This window comes from Neisseria sp. P0022.S009 (assembly GCF_051956675.1).
In the GTDB taxonomy this organism is placed as follows: Bacteria; Pseudomonadota; Gammaproteobacteria; order Burkholderiales; family Neisseriaceae; genus Neisseria.
Genome location: NZ_JBQCXE010000004.1, coordinates 95875 through 122544, shown reverse-complemented (window position 1 = coordinate 122544; position 26670 = coordinate 95875). Strand labels below are relative to the sequence as shown.

Here is a 26670-nt window from a genome sequence, read left to right as displayed (position 1 = left end):
TCATCTTTTGCAAAAAATCAGTTTTTCAACCCTTCCTAAATTTTTACTAATTGAGTGCGGTTATAATCACTATCCACCCATCCTCCGGAGAACTTCCATGCGCGTATTATTGGTTGAAGACGATGCCATGATTGCCCAAGCCGTCAGTGCCAATCTGAAAGACGCCGGCTACGCTGTTGATTGGGTCAGCCGCGGTTCGGAAGTGGCCGCGGCAGTGGCGGCACAAGCATACGATTTGCTGCTCTTGGATTTGGGTTTGCCCGGCAAAGACGGTTTGGACGTATTGGCGCAAATCCGCAACGGCAGCTGTACCGTTCCCGTCTTAATCGTAACCGCGCGCGACGATTTGCACAGCCGACTCAACGGCCTGGACGGCGGCGCAGACGACTACATCGTCAAACCCTTCGACATGGCAGAACTGCAAGCCCGCATGCGCGCCGTATTGCGCCGACACGGCGGACAGGCGCAAACGCTGCTGACCAACGGCATCATCACGCTCAACCCTTCCACCCATCAGGCGGAAGTAGTCGGGCAGGAACAGGCCGTCATGCTCAGCAACAAAGAATTTGCCGTCCTCCAAGCCCTGCTGCTGCGTCCGGGCATGATTCTGTCGCGCAGCGATTTGGAGGACAAAATTTATGGCTGGGGCGAAGAAGTCGAAAGCAACGCCGTTGACTTCCTGATTCACGCCTTACGCAAAAAACTCGGCAAAGAAGCGATTCAAAACGTCCGCGGGGTCGGCTGGCTGGTTGCACAAAACAACCAGGCCGTCTGAAAAACCAAAACAATATCAACACACAAACCATGCAACGCCTTATCCACACCATCAAACAATCCCTGCAAGTCCGAATCAGCCTCGCCCTGATCTGCATGCTCCTGCCCCTCTCCATCCTTGCAGGCATATTTTCTTATTACGATACTTATCACGAGACCCAAGAGGTTCAAGACGACCTGTTGCGCCAAGTCGCGAACTATCTCGACCCGAGCGATGCCGATGACGAGAAACACTCGCTCGACAACGACAACAAGATTTCCGTTCAATTTCCCAATACGCCCAACCCCATTGTCAGCCTGCCTGAGAAGATTTCAGACGGCCTGCACACCATTCAGGCCGATGACGACGACGATTACTACCGCGTTTATACCCGCACCACCAAGCAAGGCCGCATTGCCGTCATGCAGGAAAGCGACTACCGCGAAGAGCTGGCCGAAATGGCCGCCGTACAGAGCATCCTCCCCATGCTTCTCGCCCTGCCCCTGATTATCCTGCTTACCGTCTGGATTACCCATCGCGCCATGCGTTCCGTCAAAACCCTGTCCAACGATTTAGAGCAGCGCCAAATCAACGACCTCTCGCCAATGGACACGCAAGACATTCCCAGCGAAATCCAAGGCTTTGTCGTCGCCATCAACAACCTGTTGCAACGTACCGACGAAAACGTCCGCCAACAGCAACGCTTTATCGCCGATGCCGCACACGAATTGCGCAGCCCCATGACCGCCCTTTCCCTTCAGGCAGAGCGGCTCAACAATATGCAGCTGTCCGCCGAAGCGCGCGAGCAGTCCGCCCTGTTGCAACAAAGCATACAGCGCAACCGCCACTTGCTCGAGCAACTCCTTTCCCTCGCACGCGCCCAAGCACCCGAAACCCAACGCCCCAAAACCCTGATCAGCCTGCAAAACCAGTTCCGCCGCGTCTTGCAGGAACTCATGCCGCTGGCGCTGGCCAAAGGTCAAGACATCGGCGTCGCCGTCGAAAACGACTGCCAAATCCATGCCGATGACACCGAAATCTACACCCTTATCAAAACCTTTACCGACAACGCCATCCGCTATACTCCCAAAGGCGGCCGCATCGATTTGGGCTTTGACGAAACCGCCGGATACCTCAACATCTGGGTGGAAGACAACGGCCCCGGCATTCCCCCAAGCGAACGCCAACGCGTTATCGACCCTTTCTACCGTATTCTCGGCACCGAACAACAAGGCACCGGCCTGGGGCTGTCCATCGCAGACACCATTGTCAAACGCCATCAAGGCCGTCTGAAACTGGCCGACAGCCGACGCTTTGACAGCGGCTTTCTGATTATTGCCGAGTTGGATAAAAAGACGCTTTAAATAATCAACCCGCTCAAATTGGTTTATCTAGCTTTAAGCCGATGAATCAAAACGCTTTAAAACCAAAGGCCGTCTGAAAATGACTTTCAGACGGCCTTTTTATATTTTGAAGCAAACCTACTTCATTCCTCACAAATACGGCTGCAAGGTTTGACGGAGGATTTCCATATCGGTAATTTCAGTGATATTGGCTTTGCCCAAGTATTCCAAGCCGACAAAACGCATGATGCCGCTGCTGACTTTTTTGTCGTGGCTCATGTGTTCAATCCATTTTTCAAATGAGAAAACGGGCGGCGCAGACGGGAGGGAGGCGGCTTTCATTAAAGCGGCAATGCGGTCGGTATCGGCTTGCCGGGTTTTGCCCAAAATTTGCGACAAATGGGAAGCGAGGACGCAACCTGCGGCAACGGCTTCGCCATGCAGCCATACGCCGTAGCCCATTTCGGCTTCGATGGCATGGCCGAAAGTGTGGCCGAGATTAAGCCATGCGCGGATGCTCTGCTCGGTTTCGTCTTGGGCAACAATATCGGCCTTCATTTTGCAGCAATGGTAAACGGCTTCCGCCATTTTTTCTTGATGTTGCGCCATCAGGTCGGCCATATTTTCTTCCAACCAAGCAAAAAATTCGGCATCGCCCAATGCGCCGTATTTGATGACTTCGGCCATGCCTGCGGAAAGTTCGCGTTGCGGCAGCGTTTGCAAGGCGGTCAAATCGGCCAAAACGGCTTGCGGTTGGTAAAACGCGCCAATCATGTTTTTACCGAGCGGATGGTTGATGGCGGTTTTACCGCCGACCGAGGAATCAACCTGGCTGAGCAATGTGGTCGGCACTTGGATAAAAGGTGCGCCACGCTGATAAGTCGCTGCGGCAAAACCGACCATATCGCCTATCACGCCGCCGCCCAAAGCGATTAAAGTGGTTTTGCGTTCGGCACGGTTTTGCATCAGGCCATCGTAAATCAGGTTGAGCGTCTGCCAGTTTTTATATTCTTCGCCGTCGGAAAGGATGATGCTGAAATGCGGCACGCCCAGTCTGTCTAAGGCCGTCTGAAGCTGTTTGAGGTAAAGCGGCGCAACGGTTTCGTTGGTAATGATGGCCGCTTTTTTGCCTAAATAGGGCTGAAGCAGCATATCGGCCTGCTCGATCAGTTTATGCCCGATAAAGATGGGGTATTGATGGGACGGGGTTTGGACAGTCAGGGTGCGCATGGTGTTCCTTTGTAAAGCGTGTTATTCGCTCAATATTTCAATCAGCCGTTTGAGCGTTTTGTGGCAGCTGTCGGACTCGATGACGAAATGGGCGGTTTGACGGTACAGCGTATCGCGCTGGTCATACAGCTCTTGCAGTTTGGCCAAAGGGTTGGCAACTTGCAACAGCGGCCGGTTGCTGTCGTAACGGGTACGCTCCAGCAAGGTTTCAGGGCTGGCATGCAGATAAACAACCGTGCCGTTTTGGCGCAGAATCTGTCTGTTTTCACTGCGCAACACGGAGCCGCCACCGGTCGATAAAACGATGTTACGCCGGGAAGCGAGCTTTTTCAGCATATTGGTTTCGCGGTTGCGGAAGCCTTCTTCCCCTTCCATCTCAAAAATGGTCGGAATGGATACGCCCGATGAAGTGCAGATTTCGTAGTCGCTGTCGTAAAACGGGCATTCAAACATTTGGGCAAGCTGCTTGCCCAAAGTGGTTTTGCCCGCGCCCATCAGCCCGACTAAAATTAAATTGCCGTTGATTTTTTCCATAAGGGTCATTTTATACGATATGGCGGTTTCGTGGAAAAGTTCGTGGTTTTTCAGACGGTCTGAAACGAAAGGCCGTCTGAAAACGAAAACAGGCATACCTTTGCAGATATGCCTGTTTGTCATTCTAAAATCAATAACGCAGATTGTTACCCACATTGTCCATAATGCGCGGCGTGATGAAAATCAACAGCTCACGGCGGTTTTCACGCTTGCCGCGTGATTTGAACAAATTGCCGACAACGGGAATATCGCCCAAAACGGGAACTTTGTTCACTGCGTTGGTGCTTTCTTCTTCGTAAATACCGCCGACAATCAGCGTACCGCCATCTTCAACCATGGCTTGGGTATTCAAGTGTTTGGTGTTGATACACTTGGTTGTCAGAGAATCTACGGTACAGTCGATCGGGGTATCGCGATTAATCTTCACAGTCATGATGATTTGACCGTCAGGCGTAATGTTCGGCGTTACGGTCAAGCCCAAAACGGCTTTCTTGAAGGTAATCGAAGTCGCACCGCTGGAAGAAGCTTCTTGGTAAGGGATTTCCGTACCGGATTCAATTTTGGCTTCTTTACGGTCTTGTGTCAGCACGCGCGGATTGGAAATGGTTTTGCTCTTACCTTGTTCTTCAGACGCGCTGATTTCCAAACCCAATGCGCCGGACGAGAACGCACGCACCAGCGCAATGCTGTTGACTGCGGCTGCGGTCGGCAGGCTGACGTTCGGATCCAAAGACCATGTGCGGTAGCCTATGTCGCCACGGTTTAACGAGGCATTGGTGTTGTAGTTGGTTTGCGCATTATTCCAGTTGCTGCCCCATGCCGTACGGCCGCTCGCGCCACCGGAACCGAATTTAACGCCCAAGTTGCGGAAGAAGGTATCTTCTGCTTCGACAATGCGCGCTTCAACCATCACTTGACGGGTCGGAACGTCCAATTCATCAATCAGTTTGCGGAATTTCTCAATCACGCCGCGGTTGTCGGTTACAATCAGCGTATTGGTGGCCGGATCGATTAAGGCGCTGCCTCGGTTGCTCAACAGAGTGTTGCGGGTATTGGAATTATTGCTGTCGTATTCCTCCAAACGCAGAATTTTGCGGAATTCTTCCACGTTTTTGTATTTCAACTGGAAGGTTTGAGAATACAGCGGACCCAATTCGGCAATCTCTTTTTCCGCCTGCAAGAAGGCTTTGTCTTTTGCCAACAATTCATCGCGGGGGGCGATATTGATAATGTTGCCTTGACGGCGCATATCCAAATTGCGCGCCTGCATGACCAAATCCAAAGCCTGATCCCAAGGTACATCTTTCAAGGACAGGGTCATGGTGCCTTTGACGGTATCGCTGGCAACAATATTCACGCCGGACTCTTTCGCCAAAATCTGCAAAATGGTACGGACTTCTACATCTTGGAAGTCCAAGGAAATTTTACGGCCTTTAAACGATTTGTTCGCATTTTGGTTCAAGCCGCCGGATTCGGTATTGGCGGCTTTAGGCGATACTTCAAATACAAAACGGCCGGAAGAGGCTTTGGTATTGATGTCCCAATTCGCATTATTGTTGCGGATAATGAGCTGGGTAGAATTGCCGATACGTTTGAGCGTAACGTTTTGTACAGGCGTATTGAAGTCAGCCACATCCAAACTGCGTTGCGCTTGTGTCGGCAGCGTATGGTTTTTCAAGGTAACAACGACGCGGTCGCGCTGCTGTTTAATGTCCGGCTGTCCGCTGAAACCAGGGGCAGACAATTCAATAATGCCGGAATTGCGTGCGCCTTTGCGGAAATCGATATTGGCAGCAGAAACGGCTTGATAAGCCTGAGTAGCGCGCGCGGTAGACGGTGTAGCCGCACGTTCATTTACAACGGCCGCATTGGTTTGGTCAGTAGATTCGTTTACGAATACCCAAACTTCGTTGCCGCGAATCTCAGTATTGTATTGGCTGATTTTGTTCAAACCCAAAACCACGCGTGCGCGGTCGTTGTTTTGTGCCGCAGTAATTTGATTCAACAAGGGGTCGGCATATTCCAAAACAGGCTGGGGCAAACGGATATTGGTGTTGGCAAAATCCAATGCAATACGCGCCGGAGTAGATGTTACAAAACCATGAGGTGTGGTGACGTCTTTGTCGAAACGGATTTTGATGATTTTTTGGTTGTCAGGCAAAGTGGAAACGTTGATATCGGTAATATTGCCTGCAAAGGCCGTCTGAACAGCGAGGGCAACGCTGAAGCCGGCAAATAATTTTGTCATGTGCTTGGTTTTCATAATCGAGTGAGACCCCTAAATTAATTTGAATTCGAACTATCTGAGCTATCAGAAGAATCTGCCTCTTTGCTGCTCAACGGCAATTCGGCCTTCCGGTACACCCAGTTGCCGTAGCTGTCTTCAACTTGCTCGGTCAGGATAATTTTATCTTCAGTAATACTTTGGATTCTGCCGTAATTCTGACCGATGTAGTTTCCGGGATAAACGGTATAAACATGGTCGTTGACTTTGATAAATCCAGAAACTTTGCCACCGCTTTGCAGCGTTCCGACAAAAGCCATGTTTTCCAGACTGAATGCTTCCAAGGTTTCTTTCGGACGGTTTACATCCGGCGCATTACCGCCTTTAGGGGCAGTATCCAAACGGCGTGAATCAAACGCATTCAAGCCTTTAAAATTTGGAGGGTTATACGGCTTGGGCAATGTAACCGTCGGCTCTTCAAATGGAATAATCTTGGATTTCGCTTCCTGACGGGTTTGCGTCATCCATTGAGTCAAATCTTCATAGCTTTGCGTACAGGCTGCCAAGGGAAGAAGACTTAAGAGTAAGATGATTTTTTTCATGATTTCCCTATTCTTTTATTTTTGCTCATTCTCGGCAGGTTTGCCTTCTTCCTGCGCCTGTTGCGCAGCCAATTCAGCGGCAATCTCTTCGGCAGGACGGGCTTTGTAAGTCGTCGCAATCGCGCTCAGTGTCAATTCGCCTTTATTGCCTTTGCCTTCTTTATCCTCGCCTGCGTTTACGAGCTTCAAAGAATCCAACGTAATAATGCGCGACAAATCGCCTACGTCACGGGTAAATTGGCTGATCTGAGCGTATTTGCCTGTGATGGAAATCTGATACGGCAGTTTTTGAATCGGGCCATCATTTTCAGGTTGGAGCGGTGCAACGCTGTCCAAACGCAAGCCGTTGGTCGAACCTGCCTGATGCAGCTCTTGAATCAGGTTCGGAATTTCCGCGTCAGTCGGCAGTTGTTTCAACAAAACGTCGAATGCAGAACGAATCGAAGCCAATTCGGCCTTCAGATTATTCAAACTTGCCGCCTGAATGCTTTTACGCGTAAAGGTTTCCTTCAGCTCATCTTCTTTGGCTTCCTGCGTATTCAAGGTTTCAATCTGATCTTTAAAGACGCCGACATAGCCCAAAGCCAACATGCCGACAATCAATAAACCTGCCAGCAAAAGTTTTGAAGGCATATTGAGCAGGTACAGGTTTTGTATGTCCAATTGTTTTAGGTTTTTAGATGCCATTATTGAGCCTCCGGAGCAGGTTCGGCCATTTCACCGCTACTTTGGGCAGTCGGTGCAGGAGCCGGCGTATTCACCTGGTTGATTGAAGATTTCAAAGTAAATTCTTGGTAGTTATCTACTTTTTTAATGCTCAACAATTCAGGCTGCAAGAAAATACCTGTACTTGGCAGGGAGCGCATCATAACGGCGATTTTATTGTCGCTGATGGCATGGCCGCTGATTTTATAGCTGGTCGGGCTTTCGGCTTCCAATGCGGTCAAATAAGTATTATCGGGCGTAAGCGTATTCAAAGAATCAAGGATATAGGCCGCTTGATAGCGTTTTTCCTGCAATTCTTCCACTTTCAGCTTTTTAGCCAAGAAGGCTTCTTTTTCTTGCTGAAGTTTATCGATTTCGCCCAATTCCCTATCGAGTCGGTCGATTTCGGTTTGCAGGAAGTTGTTGCGCCCTTCTTGATTGCTGATGGCGTTGTCAATACCGAGATAGGTTGCGGCCGCCAAGCCCAAACCCACGGCAAAAGCGCCAAGCATCAATACTTTGAATTGCTGCTGCTTGCGCTGTTTAATCTCTTCTCGATACGGGAGAAGGTTGATTCTGGTTAATTCAATCATGTTCTCAAAGTCCCCTTAATGCCAATCCGAACGCCAAGGTCAGTGACGGCGCATCAATTTGAAGCTGCGGCAATTCTACTTTTGCACTGCGTTCCACATATGAAATCGGATGCAGATATTCTGTCGCCGTATTGGTTTGCGAGAAAATGCTTTCCGCCAAACCTGCCTGCTGCGCGGTAAAGCCGGTCAGCAGGATGTGTTTGATATTGGAGAAGGAATCAGTGGCTTGCGTGGTATAGTAAAATTGCAAAACACGCTGAACTTCTTGTGCAACCTGTACGTTAAAACGGTCGGCAATCTGAGATTGGTAGTCGGAAGGCTTGTTTTGAGAAGCCATCATTTGCGCGGCTTTTTCTTCCGTTACCTGATAAGTACGCTGAATCAGCTGATTGAGCTGCTCCGTGCTGACCGGCGTTTCTTGTTTGTAAAGAATACGGCCGTTTTGCAGGATCAGGGCATACATTTGCGTCGCATGAATGCCGAACACGGCAACTTTTTCATCTGCCATCTCGGGGGCATGCGTATTCATCCAATAGACGAAGGCATTGCGTTGCGCCAGCAAGTCCAAATCCAAAGCCGACAAAGGCAGACCGGCATTCTCGAACATTTCAATGCGCGGCTCAACATCGTCTTTTTTGGCGGCAACCGCTAAAATATGCTGGCCAGAACCGACTTCTTCGGCTTGAAAGTCGTAGTTCATTTCTTCAATCGGCGCAAATTGGCCGACTTCCGCCTCGACAAACTCTTCCAAGTCCAAATCGGTATCACGCGGGTTGTAAATAATTTGCTCGACTGTCGCCAAGTTTTGTGGCACAGCCGCAACAATATTTTTGCAAGAACTGCGTAATTGTGCGTAAGTATGCTGGATGTAGGTAGCAAGCTGATCGTAGTCTTGAATTTTATTGCCTTTGACAATATTTTTAGGCAATTTGGTAATAACGTATTTTTCCAGCTGAATTTGGTTTAAACTACGGCCTGTCAGTTGTACCATCTTAATGGCATGTTGGCTGATGTCGACGCCGATGGCAGAGCGGTTGTTCAATCCGCTAGAAGCCTTGCCTGTTTTGGTATCTTTCGTGCTTTTAAATAAGCGCATGATTTGACTTCCCTGTATCATTTAGGAGTGAGTAACTGTTTCGTTATCCGTAAAGGACTTCTTATTCTTTGCACAGTATTGACTGTGGCTGATAGAAATCGTTTCCCATTTTACTTTATTTATCGCCATTAATGGCAAATTATTACTTAGTCATGATTAAAAAGATTATAACGACCTGCCTGGGTCTCTTATTGGGACTGGCTCTTTTCGGTGTGGGGCTGCTTGCAATTGCAATTTTGGTCACCTATCCGAAGCTGCCGTCTTTGGACACTTTGCAACACTACAAACCCAAAATGCCGCTGACGATTTATTCTTCAGACGGCCAAGTGATTGGCGTTTACGGCGAGCAACGGCGTGAATTCACCAAAATCGGTGACTTTCCCAAAGTTTTGAAAAATGCCGTGATTGCCGCCGAAGACAAACGCTTCTACGACCACTGGGGCGTGGACGTTTGGGGTGTGGCGCGCGCTGCAATCGGCAACGTCATGGCCGGCGGCGTCCAATCCGGTGCCAGTACGATTACGCAACAGGTTGCAAAAAACTTCTACCTGAGCAGCGAGCGTTCGTTCACCCGTAAATTCAACGAAGCCCTGTTGGCCTACAAAATCGAGCAGTCTTTGAGCAAAGACAAGATTTTGGAGCTGTACTTCAACCAAATCTATTTGGGTCAACGCGCTTATGGTTTTGCATCTGCAGCCCAAATTTATTTCAATAAAAACGTTAATGAATTAACATTGGCCGAAGCCGCCATGCTGGCCGGCTTACCCAAAGCCCCTTCCGCCTACAATCCGATTGTGAACCCTGAGCGTGCCAAACTGCGTCAGGCTTATATTCTGAACAATATGCTGGAAGAAGGCATGATTACCCTGCAGCAACGCGATCAGGCTTTGAAAGAAGAGTTGCATTACGAGCGTTTTGTACAAAACATCGATCAAAGCGCCCTGTACGTTGCCGAAATGGTGCGCCAAGAGCTGTTTGAAAAATACGGCGAAGATGCCTACACGCAAGGCTTTAAGGTATATACCACCGTCGATACTGCACACCAGCGCGTGGCCACCGAAGCCCTGCGTAAAGTCCTGCGCAATTTCGACCGCGGCAGCAGCTACCGCGGCGCAGAAAACTACATCGACCTGAGCAAAAGCGACAACGTAGAAGAAACCGTCAGCCAATACCTTTCTACACTTTACACCGTTGATAAAATGATTCCTGCGGTTGTATTGGAAGCCTCCCGCAAAGGTGTACAGATTCAGTTGCCGAGCGGCCGTAAAGTCACGTTGAACAGCCACGCTTTAGGCTTTGCCGCCCGTGCCGTCAACAACGAAAAAATGGGCGAAGACCGCATCCGCCGCGGCTCCGTCATCCGCGTTAAAGGCAGCGGCGATACCTTTACCGTCGTTCAAGAGCCTTTGTTGCAAGGCGCATTGGTGTCTTTAGATGCGAAAACCGGCGCAGTCCGCGCATTGGTCGGCGGCTACGACTACCACAGCAAAACCTTCAACCGCGCAACTCAAGCCATGCGCCAACCCGGCTCGACGTTCAAACCGTTCGTTTATTCCGCCGCTTTGGCAAAAGGCATGACTGCTTCCACTATGATTAACGACGCACCAATCTCCCTGCCGGGCAAAGGTGCTAACGGTAAAGCGTGGAACCCGAAAAATGCAGACGGCCGCTATGCCGGTTACATCACGCTGCGTCAGGCTTTGACCGCGTCGAAAAACATGGTGTCCATCCGCATCCTGATGTCTATCGGTATCGGTTACGCGCAACAATACATCCAACGCTTCGGCTTCAAGCCGTCTGAAATTCCTGCCAGCCTGTCTATGGCTTTGGGTACAGGCGAAACCACGCCGTTGCGTATTGCAGAAGGTTACAGCGTCTTTGCCAACGGCGGTTACAAAGTGTCCGCCCACGTCATCGACAAAATCTACGACAGCCAAGGCCGTCTGAGAGCGCAAATGCAGCCTTTGGTAGCCGGTGAGAACGCGCCTCAGGCCATTGACCCGCGCAACGCCTACATCATGTACAAAATCATGCAGGACGTTGTCCGTGTCGGTACCGCACGCGGTGCAGCCGCACTCGGCCGCGCCGACATCGCCGGTAAAACCGGTACCACCAACGACAACAAAGACGCATGGTTTGTCGGCTTCAACCCTAGCGTTGTGACTGCCGTCTATATCGGCTTTGACAAACCGCGCAGCATGGGTCGTGCAGGTTACGGTGGTACAATCGCCGTACCGGTATGGGTAGAATACATGCGCTTCGCCCTGAAAGGCACCAGCGTCAAACCGATGAAAGCCCCTGAGGGCGTGGTTTCGAACGGCGGCGAAGTGTATATGCGCGAACGCATGACCACCAGCTCCGACCTGGCCTTGGACAACAGCGGCGTTGCACCGCGCCCCGCTCAACCTGCCCGTCGCGCGGTTCCGAATGAAAACCGCCGCCGCACCGAGAGCGGCAATGCGCCAGCCCGTGAAGAATTAGACGAAACCCCAGTTCTGCCAAGCAATACCGGCAACAATAACAAACAACAACTGGACTCTCTGTTCTAACAAATCAAGGCCGTCTGAAACGTTCAGACGGCCTTTTTTGAGAAAATTCAAAGCAAAACCATGATTGATTTACACTGCCATTCGACCGTTTCAGACGGCATGCTCTCCCCAACCGAAGTCGTCCGACTTGCCCGTCAAAACGGTTGCACCCTACTCGCCCTGACCGACCACGACCACACCGGCGGACTGGCCGAAGCACGCGCCGAAGCCGATACCCTCGGCCTCCCCTTCGTCAACGGCGTGGAAATATCCGTCACTTGGCGCGGCCGCACCATCCACGTTGTCGGCTTGGACTTTGACGAACACAACGAAACCCTGCAAAACCTGCTTGCTGAAGTCCGTAAAGGCCGTCTGAAACGATTGGAAGCCATCGCGGCCAAACTGAAGAAAAAAGGCATCACAGGCGCGTATGAAGGCGCGCTGGCATTGGCCGCCAACAAAGAAATGGCCAGCCGCACCCACATTGCCGAATTCCTCATCCGCGAAGGTCATGTCAAAAACAAACAGCAGGCGTTTACCAAATACCTGGGCGACGGCAAATCCTGTTCCGTCAGACACGAATGGGCCACACTGGAAGACTGCGTAGCCGCGATTACAGGCGCAGGCGGCATGGCCATTATTGCCCACCCGATGCGCTATGAATTATCCGCCACCGCCAAACGAAACCTGTTTCAAGAATTTAAAAATCTCGGCGGCGCAGGGATTGAAGTGCACAGCGGCAACTGCTGCAAAAACGACCGCCTCAACTATGCCCTGCTTGCCGACCGCTTCGACTTTCTCGCCAGCGCAGGCAGCGACTTCCACCGCCCCAACGACTTCAGCGGCGGCATACTCGGCGCCTGTCCCGACTTACCCGAACAATGCCGCCCGGTCTGGGAACACTTTAAGGCCGTCTGAATTTTTGACAGCAATTTTTCAGACGGCCCGCCAAGTATGAGACAGTTATAAACATATCACACTCTACATATTGAAACTGCCTGCCCGATACACCATAATAACCCTATAAATACCCCAAAAAATAAAGGTTAACACCATGTGCCAACTGCTCGGCATGAATTGCAACACTCCCACAGACATCATGTTTTCTTTTGAAGGCTTCCGCCGTCGCGGCGGCATTACCGACCACCACGCCGACGGCTTCGGTATCGGCTTTTTCGAAGGCAAAGGCGTGCGCTTGTTTCACGACGACAAGCCCAGCGCCAACTCGCCCGTTGCCGACTTGGTACGCGCCTACCAAATCAAATCTGAAAACGTTATCGCCCATATCCGCAAGGCCTCACAAGGCCAGACCTCATTGGCGAACACTCATCCCTTCATGCGCGAGATGTGGGGCGAATATTGGCTGTTTGCACACAACGGCCATTTGATTGATTTTTTCCCCGAGCAGGGTGAGTACTACCATGCCGTCGGCTCAACCGATTCCGAACGCGCGTTCTGCTTTATTCTCAACCGCCTGCGCAGCCGCTTTGCCACCAAGCCCGAACCTGAAGTTTTGTTTGACGCCATTGCCGGCCTGACCCATGAAATCCGCCGCTACGGCTTGTTCAACTTCGTCATGTCCAACGGCGACTGCCTGTTTGCCCATGCCAGTACTTTGCTGCACTACATCGTGCGTAAAGCCCCGTTTGGCAAAGCACGTTTGCTGGACGATGATGTCATGGTCGATTTTTCAGAGGTGACCACCCCGAACGATAAAGTTTCCGTCATCGCCACCCTGCCCCTGACGCGAGATGAAACCTGGTCGCAATTGGCAGTCAATGAATTGGTGATGTTTCAAGACGGCGACATTGTCCTCAGCGACCGCCCCGACAATCCGGTTTACATGAGCGCGGAAGAAGGTTTGGAAATCGCCCGAGCTGTCGGCGTATCGGTTTGACGTTTGATTGACTGAAAAACACAAGGCCGTCTGAAAAGCCCAACTTCGCCAAAGTTGCCCTTTCAGACGGCCTTTTTATACCTAAATTCTACGCAAAAGCCTTTACTATACGAAAATAACGCAATCCGCTACAATAATAGTTCACAAACAATAAATTCAATTGCTTAGCGACCTTGCCGAGCGTATGACAAGGAAACCCGATGAAGTGCCCGTTTTGCCAACACCCCAACACTCAAGTAACCGACTCGCGATGGCTGGAAGACACCAACAGCATCCGTCGCCGCCGCAAATGCTTGGAATGCGGACAACGCTTCAGCACTTTTGAAACCGTTGAAATGCGGATGCCGCAAGTTATCAAATCCAACGGCACACGGGTTCCCTTCAATCCGCACAAACTGCAGACCAGCCTTGAGCGCGCGCTGCACAAACGCCCTGTCACGCAAGAACAAATCGACGAAACCGTTGCCCTTATCGAGCAACGCCTCTACCGTTTGGGCAAAAAAGAAGTCGCTTCGCGCATCGTCGGCGAAATGGCGATGGAGGAGCTGGCAAAAATCGACCAAGTCGCTTATGTCCGCTTCGCGTCCGTCTATAAAAGCTTTAAAGACGTTTCCGAATTCACCCAAGTCATCGCCGAATGCAAAGCCAAATAAGGCCGTCCGAAACCATGTTTTCCGCACTTGATACCCAAATGATGCAAACCGCCCTCGAGCTGGCCAAGCTTGGGCGGTTTTCTACTTCCCCCAATCCCCGCGTCGGTTGCGTCATTGCACACGGCGCCCAAATCGTCGGACAAGGTTTCCACGTCAAAGCAGGTGAGCCGCACGCCGAAGTTCACGCATTGAGGCAGGCCCAAGCGGCGGCAAAAGGCGCAACAGCCTATGTCACGCTGGAGCCTTGCAGCCATTACGGCCGCACGCCGCCATGCGCCGAAGCGCTGATTCATTCCGGCGTAGCGCGCGTGGTCGCCGCCATGACCGACCCTAATCCATTGGTCGCAGGCAAAGGTTTGTCCATGCTGGAAGCCGCCGGAATCCGTACCGAAAGCGGTTTACTGGAAGCGCAGGCGCGCGAGCTCAACCGTGGTTTCCTGTCGCGTATCGAACGCGGCAGACCGTTTATCCGCCTCAAATGCGCCGCCAGTTTGGACGGCAAAACCGCCCTTTCGGACGGCCGCAGTTTTTGGATTACCGGCGAAGCGGCACGTGAAGACGTACAAATTCTCCGCGCCGAAAGTTGCGCCGTTTTGACCGGTATCGGTACCGTGCTTGCCGACAACCCGAAACTCAACGTCCGCAGCTTCCCCACCCTGCGCCAGCCTGCGCGCATCGTCTTAGACAGCCGACTGCAAATCCCTTTGGACTGCCACCTCGTGACCGATACCGACAGCCCGACCGTTATCATTACCCTTTCCTCAGACGAACAACGTTTGCAGGCGCTGGGTAAATTTGAACATATCCGCATCATCAGGCCGTCTGAACACATCAACGGCCGCATTAATCTTCTTTCACTCATGCCGCAACTGGCAGAGCTTGGCTTTGGCGAAGTTCTGGTAGAAGCCGGCTCAACACTTGCTTCAGCCTTCCTGAAGGATGACTTGGTGGATGAAATCGTCCTCTACCAAGCACCGAAACTGTTAGGCGCAGGCAAACCTCTTTTCTCCCTTTCTGAAAATCTGGCCGCCCTACTTTCAGACGGCCCTTGGCACAGTCAATCGGTAGAAATCATCGGGCAGGACATTAAATGGGTTCTACGGAAAAAATCCGTCTGATTGCTTGTCATAAATAATTTAATTATTTTCAATAGAGTTATTCTATTGTTTATATAGCAATAAATGTGATTTATTCATCAATCTATTATAATGACTATAGCGTATTTCAATTTAAAACTTTGACTTAGGCTCATTATAATTAACCTGATTGTCAACAAAATTCTTTTTTTCTTCACGAAATAATAAACTTTTAAAATAAGTTAAGCCGAGAAAATTTATTAAAAGTTTTTATTCTAGAAGGATTTTAAATGGCATAAACGGTAGCCCTGTCTTATGAAGATAACATGTGATTTTAAATATATAGTTGAAAAACAAAAATTATTTATTGATTTTAAAAATTAAATTTTCAAAAATACTATTTCCATACCTCAGAGGCCGTCTGAACGACCGTTAAACTTTTTTGATTGAGACGAATCTGATAAATGCTTATGATTTCGCCCGCTGAAATTATAAGTACGGTTTTGAGGCTTCACACGATACGGCAGCCGGCTATGCGGTTGCAGCAAACAACTCAGGCATCGGGCAAACACTCCCGATTCACTCATTCATTACACGAAAGACATCATGAAAAACATTACGATACAAAAATTTGCCGATAAGACCGCAAAAATCGGCATCGTCGGCTTAGGCTACGTTGGTTTACCACTGATGCTGCGCTATGTGGACATCGGTTACCAAGTTTTGGGTTTCGACATCGATAAAACCAAAGTCGACAAGCTCAACAAAGGCGAAAGCTACATCGAGCATATCCCTTCCGACAAAATTGCCGCTGCTTCCAACAGCCTGTTTGAAGCAACGACCGACTTCTCCCGCATCGGCGAAGTAGAAGCCGTGATTTTGTGCGTACCGACTCCGCTCAACAAATACCGCGAACCGGACATGAGTTTCGTTATCGACACTACCGACGCAGTCAAACCTTACTTGCGCGCCGGTCAAGTGCTGTCTTTGGAATCCACCACCTACCCCGGTACTACCGAAGAAGAATTGCTGCCGCGCATGGAAGAAGGCGGCTTGAAAGTCGGTCAAGACGTGTTCTTGGTTTACTCTCCTGAGCGTGAAGACCCGGGTAACCCTAACTTTGAAACCCGTACCATCCCCAAAGTCATCGGCGGCCATACCCCTGCTTGTTTGGAAGTCGGCCTGGCGCTGTACCAACCTGCCATCGATAAAGTTGTTCCGGTAAGCTCCACCAAAGCGGCCGAGCTGACCAAACTTTTGGAAAACATCCACCGCGCCGTAAACATCGGCTTAGTGAACGAGATGAAAATCGTTGCCGATAAAATGGGCATCGACATTCACGAAGTCATCAATGCCGCCGCAACCAAACCGTTCGGCTTCGTTGCTTATTACCCGGGCCCCGGCTTGGGCGGCCACTGTATCCCTATCGACCCGTTCTACCTGACTTGGAAAGCCCGCGAATACGGCGTCAACACCCGCTTCATCGAGCTGGCAGGCGAAGTTAACTCCCACATGCCCGACTACGTTATCGAAAAAGTCGGCCTGGCTTTGAACGACCACAACCGTTCCATCAAAGACAGCAAAATCTTGGTATTGGGTATCGCCTATAAGAAAAACGTAGACGATATGCGTGAAAGCCCGTCTGTGGAAGTGATGGACCGCCTGCACAAACTGGGCGCAGTGGTTTCCTATTCCGACCCGCACGTTCCAGAATTCCCGCACATCCCCGGCCACCACTACTTCGACCTGAAGAGTGAAGCGCTGACCCCTGAAACTGTCGCCCAATACGACTGCGTGGTTCTGACCACCGATCACGACAAATTCGACTATGACATGATCACCGAACATGCCAAACTGATTGTCGATACACGCGGCAAATTCCCAGTGAAAAATCCTAAAGTCATCAAAGCATAATCTTGCTTCAGACGCATCCGGCTGCCTCCGGTTTCCCCACCGGGACGGCGGCCGGTTTCCCAAGGCCATTTGTTTTTCAGACGGCCTTGGGAAACCGGCAACGGTAACAACGCATCTCTTACGAAAAACGCTCAGCTCGAACTTCCGGCCGTCTGAAAACAAATAATATGAACGCGAAAAAAATCCTCGGCTACGCATTGGGCCCGATAGGAAGCGCCGCTTTCGGCCTGCTTTCCCTGCCGCTCATCTCATGGTACTTCCCTGCGGAAGACATCGGCCGTATCGTACTCTTGCAGACCATTGCCGGACTGAGCATCCTGTTGCTGGGCCTGGGGCTGGACCAATCCTATATTCGCGACTATTACGCCGTTAAAGACAAGGCCGCGCTGTTCAAATCCGTTTTTTTATCGCCATTGATTCTGACGGTGGCGGTTGTGGTTTTAGTGTTGCTGATAAACGCATCATGGCCGTCTGAAATCATTTTCGACATCCCCAGTGCGAATTTGGGAATTCTCTTCCTGATTTTCTTGGCCACCACGCTGATTATCCGTTTTTTAGCCTTGATTTTGCGGATGAAAGAGCAGGCACTGGCTTTTTCACTCAGCCAGCTTGCGCCGAAATTTTTGATTTTGGTGTTGGTTTTTGCCGTGATCGCTTCCGGCCTGCCCGCCAATACCACTTCGCTGGTTTTTGCCTATACCGCCGCCCAAGTGCTGACCGTTGCGCTGTTGATCTATCAACTGCGCCGAGACCTGCAAGCCGTTTCCCATGCGAAATGGTCGCCTGAGCTGCATCGGGACGGATTACGCTACGGCCTGCCGCTGGCATTCGGCAACTTGGCCTATTGGGGTTTGACTTCGATTGACCGTTTTGTCCTCAAGAATATCTCGGGCTTGGACGAGTTGGGCATTTATTCGATGGCAGTCAGCTTTGGCGCCGTCGCCTTGATTTTCCAAAGCGTGTTTTCCACCATTTGGGCGCCTTTGGTGTTCAAATGGGTGGAAGAAAAAACCAATCTGGACAAAATCGGCGACATCACGCTTTCCATGACCGTCCTCATCAGCGCAATGATTTGCCTTATCGGGATTTTCTCGCCGATGGCGACCTGGATACTGCCGGAAAAATACACGCAGGTTCAATTTATCCTGCTCTCGTGTATGCTCTTCCCCCTGTTTTACACGCTGACCGAAGTCAGCGGCATCGGTTTGAACGTCGTCCGCTCGACTTGGCTGATTACCGCCATCAACATCGTTGCCTTTATCGCCAATACCGCCCTGCTCTATCTGCTGGTGCCGAAATTTGGTGCAAAAGGTGCGGCTATGGCCAGCGCAACGGCTTTTTGGCTGTTTTTCATCTTGAAAACCGAATTCTCTTCACGCCTGTGGCAGCCTTTGCCGCGCCTGAAGATTTATACCAACTCAACGCTCTGCCTGATGATCTGCCTTGCCTACACTTGGCTGGGTACGCGAGACAACTATATTTGGTTTGCGCTGGCATGGGCCGTCGGACTGGGTTTCCTGTTCCTAAAATACAAACACGCATTATTTGCCGCGACCGAAAAAATCAAAGCCAAATTAAACCGTTCGGCAAAATAGCCAACCTGAGATTCATGTCTCTACGATAACAACAGCACGACTATGAAAATAAAACGTCTGAACTTATACACTTACATCCTATACATCATGCTCGCAGCCTATATGCTGGGGCCCGCGCTTTCCTTTAAGGTCGGCGTGCCGCGTATCGACAACCCGCTGACCCTGATATTTGTACTGCTTGGTTTTATCGTATTTTTTCTGGAAAGCAAGCATATTCCACGCAAGATTTTTGCCATGCTCTGCGCCCTGACTGCCATGTGCATCTGGCCTGCCATCCACATGGGCATTACGTCGCTGACGCCGACGCAGTACATGGATATTTTGTTTTTTATGGCGGTTCCGGCTTTCTTCTACTTGTTTTACCAAGTATTGAAGCGCGCCGACGACCCTTTGAGGACAATTCAGAAGTTCCTCATCGTATTTACATTGTTTATCGCCGTGCCGCCGTTTGCAGAGCTGGCCACCGGTATTCAGTTTGTGAGCGCCAGCGATGAGTTGGCTATTGACGAAGGCTCGCTCAAAGGCTTGTTCTTTAACCCGAACAACCTTGCCGCCACCGCAGTCTGCCTTGCGCCTGCCATTTTGTTTTTCTTCCAACTCCAAGGACGGAAACACAAAGAAAAACTGCTGGGCTGGGGCTTGTTCCTGCTGTTGGGTATGGCCATTTTCGCCAGCGTATCGCGTACCGCCATCGGCTGTTACCTGTTGATTTTGCTGGTTTATACGGCCTATCGCAAAAACGGTTTTATTACGGTCGGCGTAGCAGGCCTGCTGGCGTTGGTGTTGTCGATGATTCCGTCTCGCGCGATTGCGGAATTTTTGCTCTCACTAAACGGCAACCAGTTTTTGGAACGCTTTTCCAGCCGCGTGTACCTCTTCCTGTACGACTTGGGCAGCGACAACTCCGTGTCCTACCGTCAGGAGATTTACAACTACTTCTGGAACAATCCGCCCCTGCTGCTGACCGGCTACGGCCCTAAAAACTTCCGCGAATATTTCGGCGGCCATTTGAGCGGCAGCTTGGGCTTTGAAAACCCGCACAGCTTCATCATCGAGCTGTATCTGGGTTTCGGCATGATTTCCCTGCTCGGCTTTATTGCCTTTGTGGCGTGTTATTTCCTCTACACCGCCTCAAACCGCGCAGTAACCGGCAAATCGCGCGTTTTGGCTTGGGTTGCCTTGGGCATTTTCCTGCTGGCCGGTTTTATTCCGTCCACTATTTTGCGTATGCCGTTTATCTGGCTGCCCTGCCTGCTGATTTTTATTTACAGCGTATTTGTCGCGCCCAAGCTGAAAGATATGGCCGCTTACGCATACAACGAAACACTATACGATACGAAGAAACCATCATGAAAATCATCCTGACTACCTCCATGTCCGGCCTCGGTGGCACTGAAAACGCCACTTTCCGCCTCGGCCGCCTGCTCAAACAACGCGGACACGATATCGTATTGGCCTCTTCAGACGGCCCTTTGATTCAGGAAGCGCAAGCATTGGGCATCCGTTGGCAGCCGATCGATTTTTACCAAGGCGGATTATTGGGTTACATCAAAGGCATGTTTGCCTACATGAAACTGCTGAAAAAAGAGAAACCCGATGTGATTCACTGCCAAATGGCGCGTATCGTTCCGGCCTGCGCCATTGCGGCCAAGTTTGCCTCGCCGAAAACCAAAGTGTTCTACCACGCGCGCGGCCTTGATCCGGAAACTTATCCGAAAATTGCCAAGCTTTTCGACAAGCTGGGCGTGTACATCATCGGCAACTGCAAACACGAACGCGAAAAACTCATCCGTTACGGTTTCCCTGCCAACCGCATCACCTACACTTACAACGCCCTGCACAAAGCGGATTACGTTCCTGAAAAAACAGTCAAAGACTATGTCCAACTGGGCACGCTTTCCCGTTTGGACACCGTCCGTGCTGTGCATCTGATGTTGGACATTCTCAAGAAAATGGTTGACCGCGGTATGCCTGTACGCCTCAACGTTGCAGGCATCGGCGAAGAAATGGACAACCTCAAAGCCCAAGCCAAACGTTTGGGCATTGAAGACAAAGTTACCTTCCTCGGCGGCGTCCGCGACTTGACCGGCTACTTCAAAGAAGTCGATATTTTGGTGAACACGCCGCATTGCGTGGGCGACCACGGTGCAGGCGTCGGCAACAATATTTTGGAAGCCGGCCTCTACGACACACCTGTCGTGACCTACAACATGGCGGGCATTTCCGAAATGGTCATCACCGGCCAAACCGGCTACTGCATTCCTTTCGGCGATGACGAAGCGTTTATCGAAGCCGTCGATACACTCATCAAGCATCCAGAGCTGCGCGGTCAAATGGGCAAAGCCCTGCACAAACACGTCGAAACTTTATGCTCTGACGACGAAATCTACCGCACCACCATGGCTGCGTACGAAATGTAAGGCCGTCTGAAACATGAACATTACCATCGTCGCCCCTTATTGCTCGCTGCCGTCCGAGCCGCATTTCAACCGCTTCTGGTATCTTGCCGAGCTGTTGTCGCAGTCGCATGACGTGTTGCTGATTACCAGCAACTTCAAGCACTACGACAAATCTTTCAGACGGCCCGAAGATGCCGAGGCCGCCTCACAAGGCCGTCTGAAAGTCATGCTGTTGGAAGAAAGCGGATACAGCAAAAACGTGTCTTTAGGGCGCGTGACCAGCCATCACCGCTTCGTCAAACATTTTGAAAAATGGTTGGAAAACTGCCGTCCGGGCGAACAAGACGTCGTCTTTTCCGCCTATCCGCTGATTGCTACCAACCTGCTCTTGGGCAAACACAAAGCGCGTTTGGGCTACAAGCTGATTGTCGATGTGCAGGACGTATGGCCGGAGTCTTTCTCCTCAGTCGTACCGTTTTTGAAAAAAATCCCGCACAACCTGCTGCCCTTTGCTTCACGCGCCAACCAAGCCTACCGCTACGCCGACGCGCTGGTTGCCGTATCGCAGACTTATCTCGACCGCGCCAAAGAAGCCAATCCGAACGTACCCGGCGAAGTCGTCTATATCGGCGCTGATTTTCCGAAACTCGATGCCGCGCCTGCCAAAAATTTCAGCGACGACAAAACCCGCTTTTTCTACTTGGGCACGCTCAGTTACAGCTATGACGTGGAAACCGTATGCAAAGGCGTTCGCAAGCTGTTGGACGCCGGCGAAAACGTCGAGTTGCACATCATGGGCGGCGGCCCCGATTTGGACAGGCTCAAACAATACGCCTGCGACGGCATTCAGTTTTACGGCTACATTCCTTACGCCGAAATGATGTCGGTCGCCAAGGGCTGCGACATCTCCGTCAACGCCATCCACTCTTACGCCATGCAGTCGATTACCAACAAACTTTCCGACTATATGGCTTTGCAAAAACCGATTCTGAACAGCCAGGTCAACGACGAAGTTGCCGAAGTCCTTACCCTGCTGCCGCATGCGAACTACCGTTCCGGCGATGTGGACAGCTTCGTTCAAGCCGCCAAAGATATTTTGAAGCGCAAAGACGATCCTGTTCAGTCCGAAGAAATCGTCCGCCGCTTCAAGCGCGACGTTGCCTATCAAAAAATCGTCAACCTGATTGAAAGATTAGCTCATGAATAAATTTTTCAAACGCCTGTTTGACATTGTTGCCTCCGCCTCAGGGCTGATTATCCTGTCGCCTGTGTTTTTGATTTTGGTGTACCTCATCCGCAAAAACCTAGGCTCGCCCGTGTTCTTCATCCAAGAGCGGCCGGGCAAGGATGGCAAGCCGTTTAAAATGATTAAATTCCGCTCCATGCGCGATGCAATCGATAAAGACGGCAACCCGCTACCGGACAGCGAACGCCTGACCGATTTCGGCAAAAAATTACGTGCCACTAGCTTGGACGAACTTCCTGAATTATGGAATGTCTTAAAAGGCGAGATGAGTTTGGTTGGCCCTCGTCCGCTGCTGATGCACTACCTGCCGTTGTACAACGACTTCCAAAACCGCCGCCACGAAATGAAACCGGGCGTGACCGGTTGGGCGCAAGTCAATGGCCGCAACGCTATTTCATGGGACGAAAAGTTCGCCCACGATGTTTGGTACATCGACCACTTCAGCTTCTGGCTGGATATTAAAATTTTGTTCCTGACGGTTAAAAAAGTCTTCGTCAAAGAAGGCATCTCAGCCGAAGGAGAAGCCACTATGCCTTATTTCACGGGTAATAAAACTGATGAAAAAAAATAACATACTGATTCTGTCGGCAGGCCGCCGCGTCGAATTGGTGCAGGACTTCCAAACCGAAGCCGCACGTTTTTCAGACGGCATCGGCGTGTTTGCCACTGACCTCAATCCCCACATGTCTTCAGCCTGTCATGTCGCCGACCGCGCTTTCAGCGTACCGCGCATCGACGCAGCCGAATACATCGACAGCATTTTCGAACTGGCCCAACAACACAACATCGGCCTGATTGTGCCAACCATCGATACCGAACTGCTCAAGCTGGCCGAAGCACGCGACCGTTTTGAAGCCGAAGGAATACATATCGTCATTTCCGACGCCAAACTGATTACCCTGTGCCGCGACAAGCGCCTGACCGCAGGCCTGTTTGCACAATACGGCATCCGTTCGCCTGAAATTTACGAACGGGACAGCCTGGCCTTCCCGTGTTTTGCCAAGCCTTATGACGGCAGCCGCGCCATCGGTGCGAAAAAAATCAACACACCAACCGATCTGACTGCCGATATTGCCGAAGATCCGAAAATGATGTTCGCCCAATACATCGATATTGAAAATGCTTTTTCCGAGTTCACCGTCGATATGTATTACGACCGTCAAGGCCGTCTGAAATGCGCCATTCCTCGCGAGCGTTTGGAAGTACGTACCGGCGAAGTCAGCAAAGGCGCGACCCGGCGCAATGCCCTGTATGAAGAGTTGGTTGAAAAAATGGCCGTATTGGAAGGCGCACGCGGCTGCATTACCGCGCAATTCTTCGTCAGCAAAACCGACAATACGACCTACGGCGTGGAAATCAATCCGCGTTTCGGCGGCGGTTTCCCGCTGACCTACGCCGCAGGCGGCAACTATCCGGGCTGGCTGATTCAAGAATACATCGGCGGCCAAGACATTCCCTTCTCCGACAACTGGGAAAACAATTTAATCATGCTTCGTTATGATGCTAAGGTTTTGGTAAGAGAACATGATTAAGCCGGAAGAATCCGTCATCGTTTTTGACCTTGACGATACGCTTTACTCCGAACATGACTACAAATGCTCCGGAATACGGGCAGTTGTAGAGATGATTACGTCGCTTTACCCGCAATACAATGCCGGCGTACTATATGAAATTGCCGACAATAAAAGTAAAGACTGGCTCGACAATTTGTGTCATCATTGCAAATTAAACGAATCAGAGAAACAATCACTCTTGTGGCAATATCGACTGCATCGGCCTGCCATCCGACCCTATGTCGAACCGTCTTTTTTACGGAAGCTGATGCGCCCTTTTGCCGCACGCGCCCTGATTACAGACGGCCGCAGCCTGACACAGCGTTTGAAAATACAGGCCTTGGGCCTGACCGATTTGTTTGACGACATTTTGATTTCGGAAGCCATGCAATCGGAAAAGCCCGACGACAAGCGTTTCGTTTTCCTGCAAAACAAATATCCGGCCGCAAAACGTTTTATTTACATCGGCGACAACATCAAAAAAGATTTTGTCGCACCCAACAAACTGGGTTGGCTCTCCATAGGCATCATGCCTAAGCCGCACAATATTCATCAAGCCGAGCCCGAGCAATACGGCCGTGAATACCAGCCCACCCTTTGGATAAACACCCTGGAAGAATTGACTACACTGACAACTTCCGCCACCGAAAAAGCAAATGCATAAGGGACATTTCTCCATGAAAATCTTATTTATGGGTCGTAAACAGGTTTCCGCCAACCTGCTTCGTTTTTTGACCAAACAAGACCATATCGAAATCGTCGGCGTCTTGACCGACAGCCATCTGCAAGGCTCGCCGACCACGGTTGCCGCGCAAGAATTGGGCCTGCCCCTGTACACCTTCGATACGGCTTTGGAAGCAATGCGTGAAGGCCGTCTGAAATACGATTTGGGCTTGTCCGTCCTTTACTGGCGCAAGCTGCGTGATGAATTCCTGAGCATTCCGACTTTGGGCACGATCAACTTCCACCCTGCGCTGTTGCCCGAATACAAAGGCACAGGCGGCTACAACCTGGCCATCATGGACGAGTTGAACGAATGGGGCAACACCGCCCACTACGTCGATGCCTCTATCGACACCGGCGAAATCATCGAAGTGGACCGCTTCCCCATCGACGCCGAAACAGAAACCGCCCAATCGCTCGAACGCAAAACCATGCAGGCGTTGGAGCCGTTCGCACAACGCATCATCGCCCGCGCCATCGATTCGAAAACCAAATTGCCGACCACACCCAACATCGGCGGCCGCTACGTCAGCCGCGACGAAATGGAAGCCATGAAGCAAATCCTCGACGGCGACAATATCGAGAAGAAAATCCGCGCCTTCTGGTTCCCGCCTTACGACGGCGCATACGTCGAAATCAACGGTCAGAAATACACCCTGATCAACCGCCAACTGCTGGAAGAAATCGCCCCCAAAGGCTCAACCAGTCTTTTCGCAGGAAAAACAAATGCTTAATACATCACTCTCCCCATGGCCAAGCTTTACTCAAGAAGAAGCCGATGCCGTTTCCAAAGTCCTGCTGTCCAACAAAGTCAACTACTGGACAGGTACGGAATGTCGCGAATTTGAAAAAGAATTTGCTGCTTTTGTCGGCACGCAATACGCCGTCGCCCTTTCCAACGGTACGTTGGCTTTGGACGTAGCCCTCAAAGCAATGGGCATCGGCCAAGGTGATGATGTGATTGTCACTTCGCGCACCTTCTTGGCTTCCGCATCCTGCATCGTAACCGCCGGTGCCAATCCGGTTTTCGCCGATGTCGATTTAAACAGCCAAAACATCAGCGCCGAAACCATCAAAGCCGCGCTGACGCCAAACACTAAAGCCATCATCGTGGTTCACCTTGCCGGCATGCCTGCCGAAATGGACGACATCATGGCTTTGGCCAAAGAACATAACTTGTGGGTTATCGAAGACTGCGCCCAAGCGCACGGCGCGAAATACAAAGGCAAATCCGTCGGCTCTATCGGCCACGTCGGTGCTTGGTCGTTCTGCCAAGACAAAATCATGACCACCGGCGGCGAAGGCGGCATGGTAACGACCAACGACAAAGAGCTGTGGAGCAAAATGTGGTCGTACAAAGACCACGGCAAAAGCTACGATGCCGTGTACCACCGCGAACACGCACCCGGTTTCCGCTGGCTGCACGAAAGCTTCGGTACCAACTGGCGCATGTTGGAAATGCAGGCGGTCATCGGCCGCATCCAGCTCAAACGCATGCCCGAATGGACGGCGCGCCGCCAAGAAAACGCCGCCAAACTGGCTGAAAGCTTGGGCAAATTCGCCAGCATCCGTTTGGTTGAAGTGGCCGACTACATCGAACACGCGCAATACAAGTTCTACGCCTTCGTCAAACCCGAACACCTGAAAGACGGCTGGACGCGCGACCGCATCGTCAGCGAACTGAACGCGCGCAAAGTCCCCTGCTATCAAGGCAGCTGCTCCGAAGTGTATTTGGAAAAAGCCTTTGACAACACGCCTTGGCGTCCGAAAGAGCGGCTGAAAAACGCTGTCCAACTGGGCGACACCAGCCTGATGTTCTTGGTGCATCCGACCCTGACCGATGAAGAAATTGCGTTCTGCAAAGAAAACATAGAAGCCGTATTGACTGAAGCCACGGCATAATCATTTTCAGACGGCCTGCAACCTCAGGCCGTCTGAAAAAAGCAAAACAGCCTGCTTCAAACAATCCGTACCAAGCCACATTACAACACTCAGACACACGTAA

The 26670-nt window shown here is 51.1% G+C and carries 24 protein-coding genes; 17 read left to right on the top strand and 7 right to left on the bottom strand.

The annotated features are described in order from the left end of the window. The first annotated feature begins 97 nt into the window (after window positions 1-97). Window positions 98-775: a response regulator gene (locus ACTHUG_RS07245; RefSeq protein ID WP_440386492.1), complete on the top strand. Its 678-nt coding sequence runs from the start codon at window positions 98-100 to the stop codon at window positions 773-775. 29 nt (window positions 776-804) lie between these two features. Beyond that, window positions 805-2118 (top strand): sensor histidine kinase, encoded by a 1314-nt coding sequence (locus ACTHUG_RS07240; protein ID WP_440386491.1) that lies wholly within the window; start codon window positions 805-807, stop codon window positions 2116-2118. Window positions 2119-2247: 129 nt separating this feature from the next. Here the strand turns inward: ACTHUG_RS07240 and aroB are convergent, their stop codons facing one another. The 7 genes from aroB to pilM all read right to left on the bottom strand — a co-directional run bounded on the left by aroB (window position 2248) and on the right by pilM (window position 9081). Continuing rightward, entirely contained in the window at window positions 2248-3327 is a 1080-nt protein-coding gene (gene aroB / locus ACTHUG_RS07235; RefSeq protein ID WP_440386490.1) for a 3-dehydroquinate synthase, read from the bottom strand. 21 nt (window positions 3328-3348) lie between these two features. Beyond that, window positions 3349-3861, bottom strand: coding sequence for a shikimate kinase (locus ACTHUG_RS07230; protein WP_440386549.1), 513 nt, complete (start codon window positions 3859-3861; stop codon window positions 3349-3351). Window positions 3862-3991: 130 nt separating this feature from the next. After that, window positions 3992-6124, bottom strand: a complete 2133-nt coding sequence (gene pilQ / locus ACTHUG_RS07225; protein WP_440386489.1) for a type IV pilus secretin PilQ — start codon at window positions 6122-6124, stop codon at window positions 3992-3994. Between the two features lie 20 nt (window positions 6125-6144). Further along, a complete protein-coding gene (locus tag ACTHUG_RS07220; RefSeq protein WP_049347906.1) occupies window positions 6145-6687 on the bottom strand; it encodes a pilus assembly protein PilP in 543 nt (180 codons plus the stop codon). A 15-nt stretch (window positions 6688-6702) separates the two neighbouring features. Next, entirely contained in the window at window positions 6703-7374 is a 672-nt protein-coding gene (locus ACTHUG_RS07215; protein ID WP_440386488.1) for a type 4a pilus biogenesis protein PilO, read from the bottom strand. Then, a complete protein-coding gene (locus ACTHUG_RS07210; RefSeq protein ID WP_296115303.1) occupies window positions 7374-7985 on the bottom strand; it encodes a PilN domain-containing protein in 612 nt (203 codons plus the stop codon). The genes ACTHUG_RS07215 and ACTHUG_RS07210 overlap by 1 nt, the downstream gene beginning before the upstream one ends. Window positions 7986-7989: 4 nt before the next feature. Further along, on the bottom strand, window positions 7990-9081 hold the full coding sequence (gene pilM, locus ACTHUG_RS07205) for a type IV pilus assembly protein PilM (RefSeq protein WP_188213446.1): 1092 nt from the start codon (window positions 9079-9081) through the stop codon (window positions 7990-7992). Between the two features lie 152 nt (window positions 9082-9233). Between pilM and ACTHUG_RS07200 the strand changes: the two genes are divergently transcribed. The 15 genes from ACTHUG_RS07200 to ACTHUG_RS07130 all read left to right on the top strand — a co-directional run bounded on the left by ACTHUG_RS07200 (window position 9234) and on the right by ACTHUG_RS07130 (window position 26567). Continuing rightward, a complete protein-coding gene (locus tag ACTHUG_RS07200) occupies window positions 9234-11630 on the top strand; it encodes a penicillin-binding protein 1A (RefSeq protein WP_440386487.1) in 2397 nt (798 codons plus the stop codon). Window positions 11631-11690: 60 nt separating this feature from the next. Further along, entirely contained in the window at window positions 11691-12527 is an 837-nt protein-coding gene (locus ACTHUG_RS07195) for a PHP domain-containing protein (RefSeq protein WP_440386486.1), read from the top strand. Between the two features lie 136 nt (window positions 12528-12663). Then, the gene (locus ACTHUG_RS07190; RefSeq protein ID WP_036492810.1) at window positions 12664-13506 is read left to right on the top strand and encodes a class II glutamine amidotransferase; all 843 of its coding nucleotides are present in this window, start codon (window positions 12664-12666) and stop codon (window positions 13504-13506) included. Between the two features lie 200 nt (window positions 13507-13706). After that, a complete protein-coding gene (nrdR, locus tag ACTHUG_RS07185) occupies window positions 13707-14159 on the top strand; it encodes a transcriptional regulator NrdR (RefSeq protein ID WP_003748978.1) in 453 nt (150 codons plus the stop codon). Between the two features lie 14 nt (window positions 14160-14173). Next, complete coding sequence (gene ribD, locus ACTHUG_RS07180) at window positions 14174-15277, top strand: bifunctional diaminohydroxyphosphoribosylaminopyrimidine deaminase/5-amino-6-(5-phosphoribosylamino)uracil reductase RibD (RefSeq protein WP_440386485.1); 1104 nt, start codon at window positions 14174-14176, stop codon at window positions 15275-15277. A gap of 564 nt (window positions 15278-15841) precedes the next feature. Next, on the top strand, window positions 15842-17149 hold the full coding sequence (locus ACTHUG_RS07175) for a nucleotide sugar dehydrogenase (RefSeq protein ID WP_036492804.1): 1308 nt from the start codon (window positions 15842-15844) through the stop codon (window positions 17147-17149). Between the two features lie 167 nt (window positions 17150-17316). Next, complete coding sequence (locus ACTHUG_RS07170; RefSeq protein ID WP_440386484.1) at window positions 17317-18744, top strand: oligosaccharide flippase family protein; 1428 nt, start codon at window positions 17317-17319, stop codon at window positions 18742-18744. A gap of 42 nt (window positions 18745-18786) precedes the next feature. Further along, window positions 18787-20097, top strand: coding sequence for an O-antigen ligase family protein (locus ACTHUG_RS07165; protein ID WP_440386483.1), 1311 nt, complete (start codon window positions 18787-18789; stop codon window positions 20095-20097). Further along, the gene (locus tag ACTHUG_RS07160; RefSeq protein ID WP_004520868.1) at window positions 20094-21164 is read left to right on the top strand and encodes a glycosyltransferase family 4 protein; all 1071 of its coding nucleotides are present in this window, start codon (window positions 20094-20096) and stop codon (window positions 21162-21164) included. The genes ACTHUG_RS07165 and ACTHUG_RS07160 overlap by 4 nt, the downstream gene beginning before the upstream one ends. Before the next feature lie 13 nt (window positions 21165-21177). Then, window positions 21178-22350, top strand: coding sequence for a glycosyltransferase (locus ACTHUG_RS07155; protein ID WP_440386482.1), 1173 nt, complete (start codon window positions 21178-21180; stop codon window positions 22348-22350). Then, the gene (locus tag ACTHUG_RS07150) at window positions 22343-22960 is read left to right on the top strand and encodes a sugar transferase (RefSeq protein ID WP_036492790.1); all 618 of its coding nucleotides are present in this window, start codon (window positions 22343-22345) and stop codon (window positions 22958-22960) included. Before ACTHUG_RS07155 ends, ACTHUG_RS07150 begins: the two co-directional genes overlap by 8 nt. Beyond that, complete coding sequence (locus ACTHUG_RS07145; protein WP_440386481.1) at window positions 22947-23921, top strand: ATP-grasp domain-containing protein; 975 nt, start codon at window positions 22947-22949, stop codon at window positions 23919-23921. The genes ACTHUG_RS07150 and ACTHUG_RS07145 overlap by 14 nt, the downstream gene beginning before the upstream one ends. Then, the gene (locus tag ACTHUG_RS07140) at window positions 23914-24606 is read left to right on the top strand and encodes an HAD family hydrolase (RefSeq protein ID WP_036492784.1); all 693 of its coding nucleotides are present in this window, start codon (window positions 23914-23916) and stop codon (window positions 24604-24606) included. Before ACTHUG_RS07145 ends, ACTHUG_RS07140 begins: the two co-directional genes overlap by 8 nt. Window positions 24607-24619: 13 nt before the next feature. After that, window positions 24620-25399, top strand: coding sequence for a methionyl-tRNA formyltransferase (locus tag ACTHUG_RS07135; RefSeq protein ID WP_440386480.1), 780 nt, complete (start codon window positions 24620-24622; stop codon window positions 25397-25399). Beyond that, entirely contained in the window at window positions 25392-26567 is a 1176-nt protein-coding gene (locus tag ACTHUG_RS07130) for a DegT/DnrJ/EryC1/StrS family aminotransferase (RefSeq protein WP_440360686.1), read from the top strand. Before ACTHUG_RS07135 ends, ACTHUG_RS07130 begins: the two co-directional genes overlap by 8 nt. Window positions 26568-26670 lie beyond the last annotated feature (103 nt).

What these genes read in the sequence shown, in the direction of transcription:
- ACTHUG_RS07245 (WP_440386492.1), top strand. Translation starts at nt 98, where the DNA reads ATGCGCGTATTATTGGTTGAAGACGATGCCATGATTGCCCAAGCCGTC.
- ACTHUG_RS07240 (WP_440386491.1), top strand. Translation starts at nt 805, where the DNA reads ATGCAACGCCTTATCCACACCATCAAACAATCCCTGCAAGTCCGAATC.
- aroB (WP_440386490.1), bottom strand. Translation starts at nt 3,327, where the DNA reads ATGCGCACCCTGACTGTCCAAACCCCGTCCCATCAATACCCCATCTTT.
- ACTHUG_RS07230 (WP_440386549.1), bottom strand. Translation starts at nt 3,861, where the DNA reads ATGGAAAAAATCAACGGCAATTTAATTTTAGTCGGGCTGATGGGCGCG.
- pilQ (WP_440386489.1), bottom strand. Translation starts at nt 6,124, where the DNA reads ATGAAAACCAAGCACATGACAAAATTATTTGCCGGCTTCAGCGTTGCC.
- ACTHUG_RS07220 (WP_049347906.1), bottom strand. Translation starts at nt 6,687, where the DNA reads ATGAAAAAAATCATCTTACTCTTAAGTCTTCTTCCCTTGGCAGCCTGT.
- ACTHUG_RS07215 (WP_440386488.1), bottom strand. Translation starts at nt 7,374, where the DNA reads ATGGCATCTAAAAACCTAAAACAATTGGACATACAAAACCTGTACCTG.
- ACTHUG_RS07210 (WP_296115303.1), bottom strand. Translation starts at nt 7,985, where the DNA reads ATGATTGAATTAACCAGAATCAACCTTCTCCCGTATCGAGAAGAGATT.
- pilM (WP_188213446.1), bottom strand. Translation starts at nt 9,081, where the DNA reads ATGCGCTTATTTAAAAGCACGAAAGATACCAAAACAGGCAAGGCTTCT.
- ACTHUG_RS07200 (WP_440386487.1), top strand. Translation starts at nt 9,234, where the DNA reads ATGATTAAAAAGATTATAACGACCTGCCTGGGTCTCTTATTGGGACTG.
- ACTHUG_RS07195 (WP_440386486.1), top strand. Translation starts at nt 11,691, where the DNA reads ATGATTGATTTACACTGCCATTCGACCGTTTCAGACGGCATGCTCTCC.
- ACTHUG_RS07190 (WP_036492810.1), top strand. Translation starts at nt 12,664, where the DNA reads ATGTGCCAACTGCTCGGCATGAATTGCAACACTCCCACAGACATCATG.
- nrdR (WP_003748978.1), top strand. Translation starts at nt 13,707, where the DNA reads ATGAAGTGCCCGTTTTGCCAACACCCCAACACTCAAGTAACCGACTCG.
- ribD (WP_440386485.1), top strand. Translation starts at nt 14,174, where the DNA reads ATGTTTTCCGCACTTGATACCCAAATGATGCAAACCGCCCTCGAGCTG.
- ACTHUG_RS07175 (WP_036492804.1), top strand. Translation starts at nt 15,842, where the DNA reads ATGAAAAACATTACGATACAAAAATTTGCCGATAAGACCGCAAAAATC.
- ACTHUG_RS07170 (WP_440386484.1), top strand. Translation starts at nt 17,317, where the DNA reads ATGAACGCGAAAAAAATCCTCGGCTACGCATTGGGCCCGATAGGAAGC.
- ACTHUG_RS07165 (WP_440386483.1), top strand. Translation starts at nt 18,787, where the DNA reads ATGAAAATAAAACGTCTGAACTTATACACTTACATCCTATACATCATG.
- ACTHUG_RS07160 (WP_004520868.1), top strand. Translation starts at nt 20,094, where the DNA reads ATGAAAATCATCCTGACTACCTCCATGTCCGGCCTCGGTGGCACTGAA.
- ACTHUG_RS07155 (WP_440386482.1), top strand. Translation starts at nt 21,178, where the DNA reads ATGAACATTACCATCGTCGCCCCTTATTGCTCGCTGCCGTCCGAGCCG.
- ACTHUG_RS07150 (WP_036492790.1), top strand. Translation starts at nt 22,343, where the DNA reads ATGAATAAATTTTTCAAACGCCTGTTTGACATTGTTGCCTCCGCCTCA.
- ACTHUG_RS07145 (WP_440386481.1), top strand. Translation starts at nt 22,947, where the DNA reads ATGAAAAAAAATAACATACTGATTCTGTCGGCAGGCCGCCGCGTCGAA.
- ACTHUG_RS07140 (WP_036492784.1), top strand. Translation starts at nt 23,914, where the DNA reads ATGATTAAGCCGGAAGAATCCGTCATCGTTTTTGACCTTGACGATACG.
- ACTHUG_RS07135 (WP_440386480.1), top strand. Translation starts at nt 24,620, where the DNA reads ATGAAAATCTTATTTATGGGTCGTAAACAGGTTTCCGCCAACCTGCTT.
- ACTHUG_RS07130 (WP_440360686.1), top strand. Translation starts at nt 25,392, where the DNA reads ATGCTTAATACATCACTCTCCCCATGGCCAAGCTTTACTCAAGAAGAA.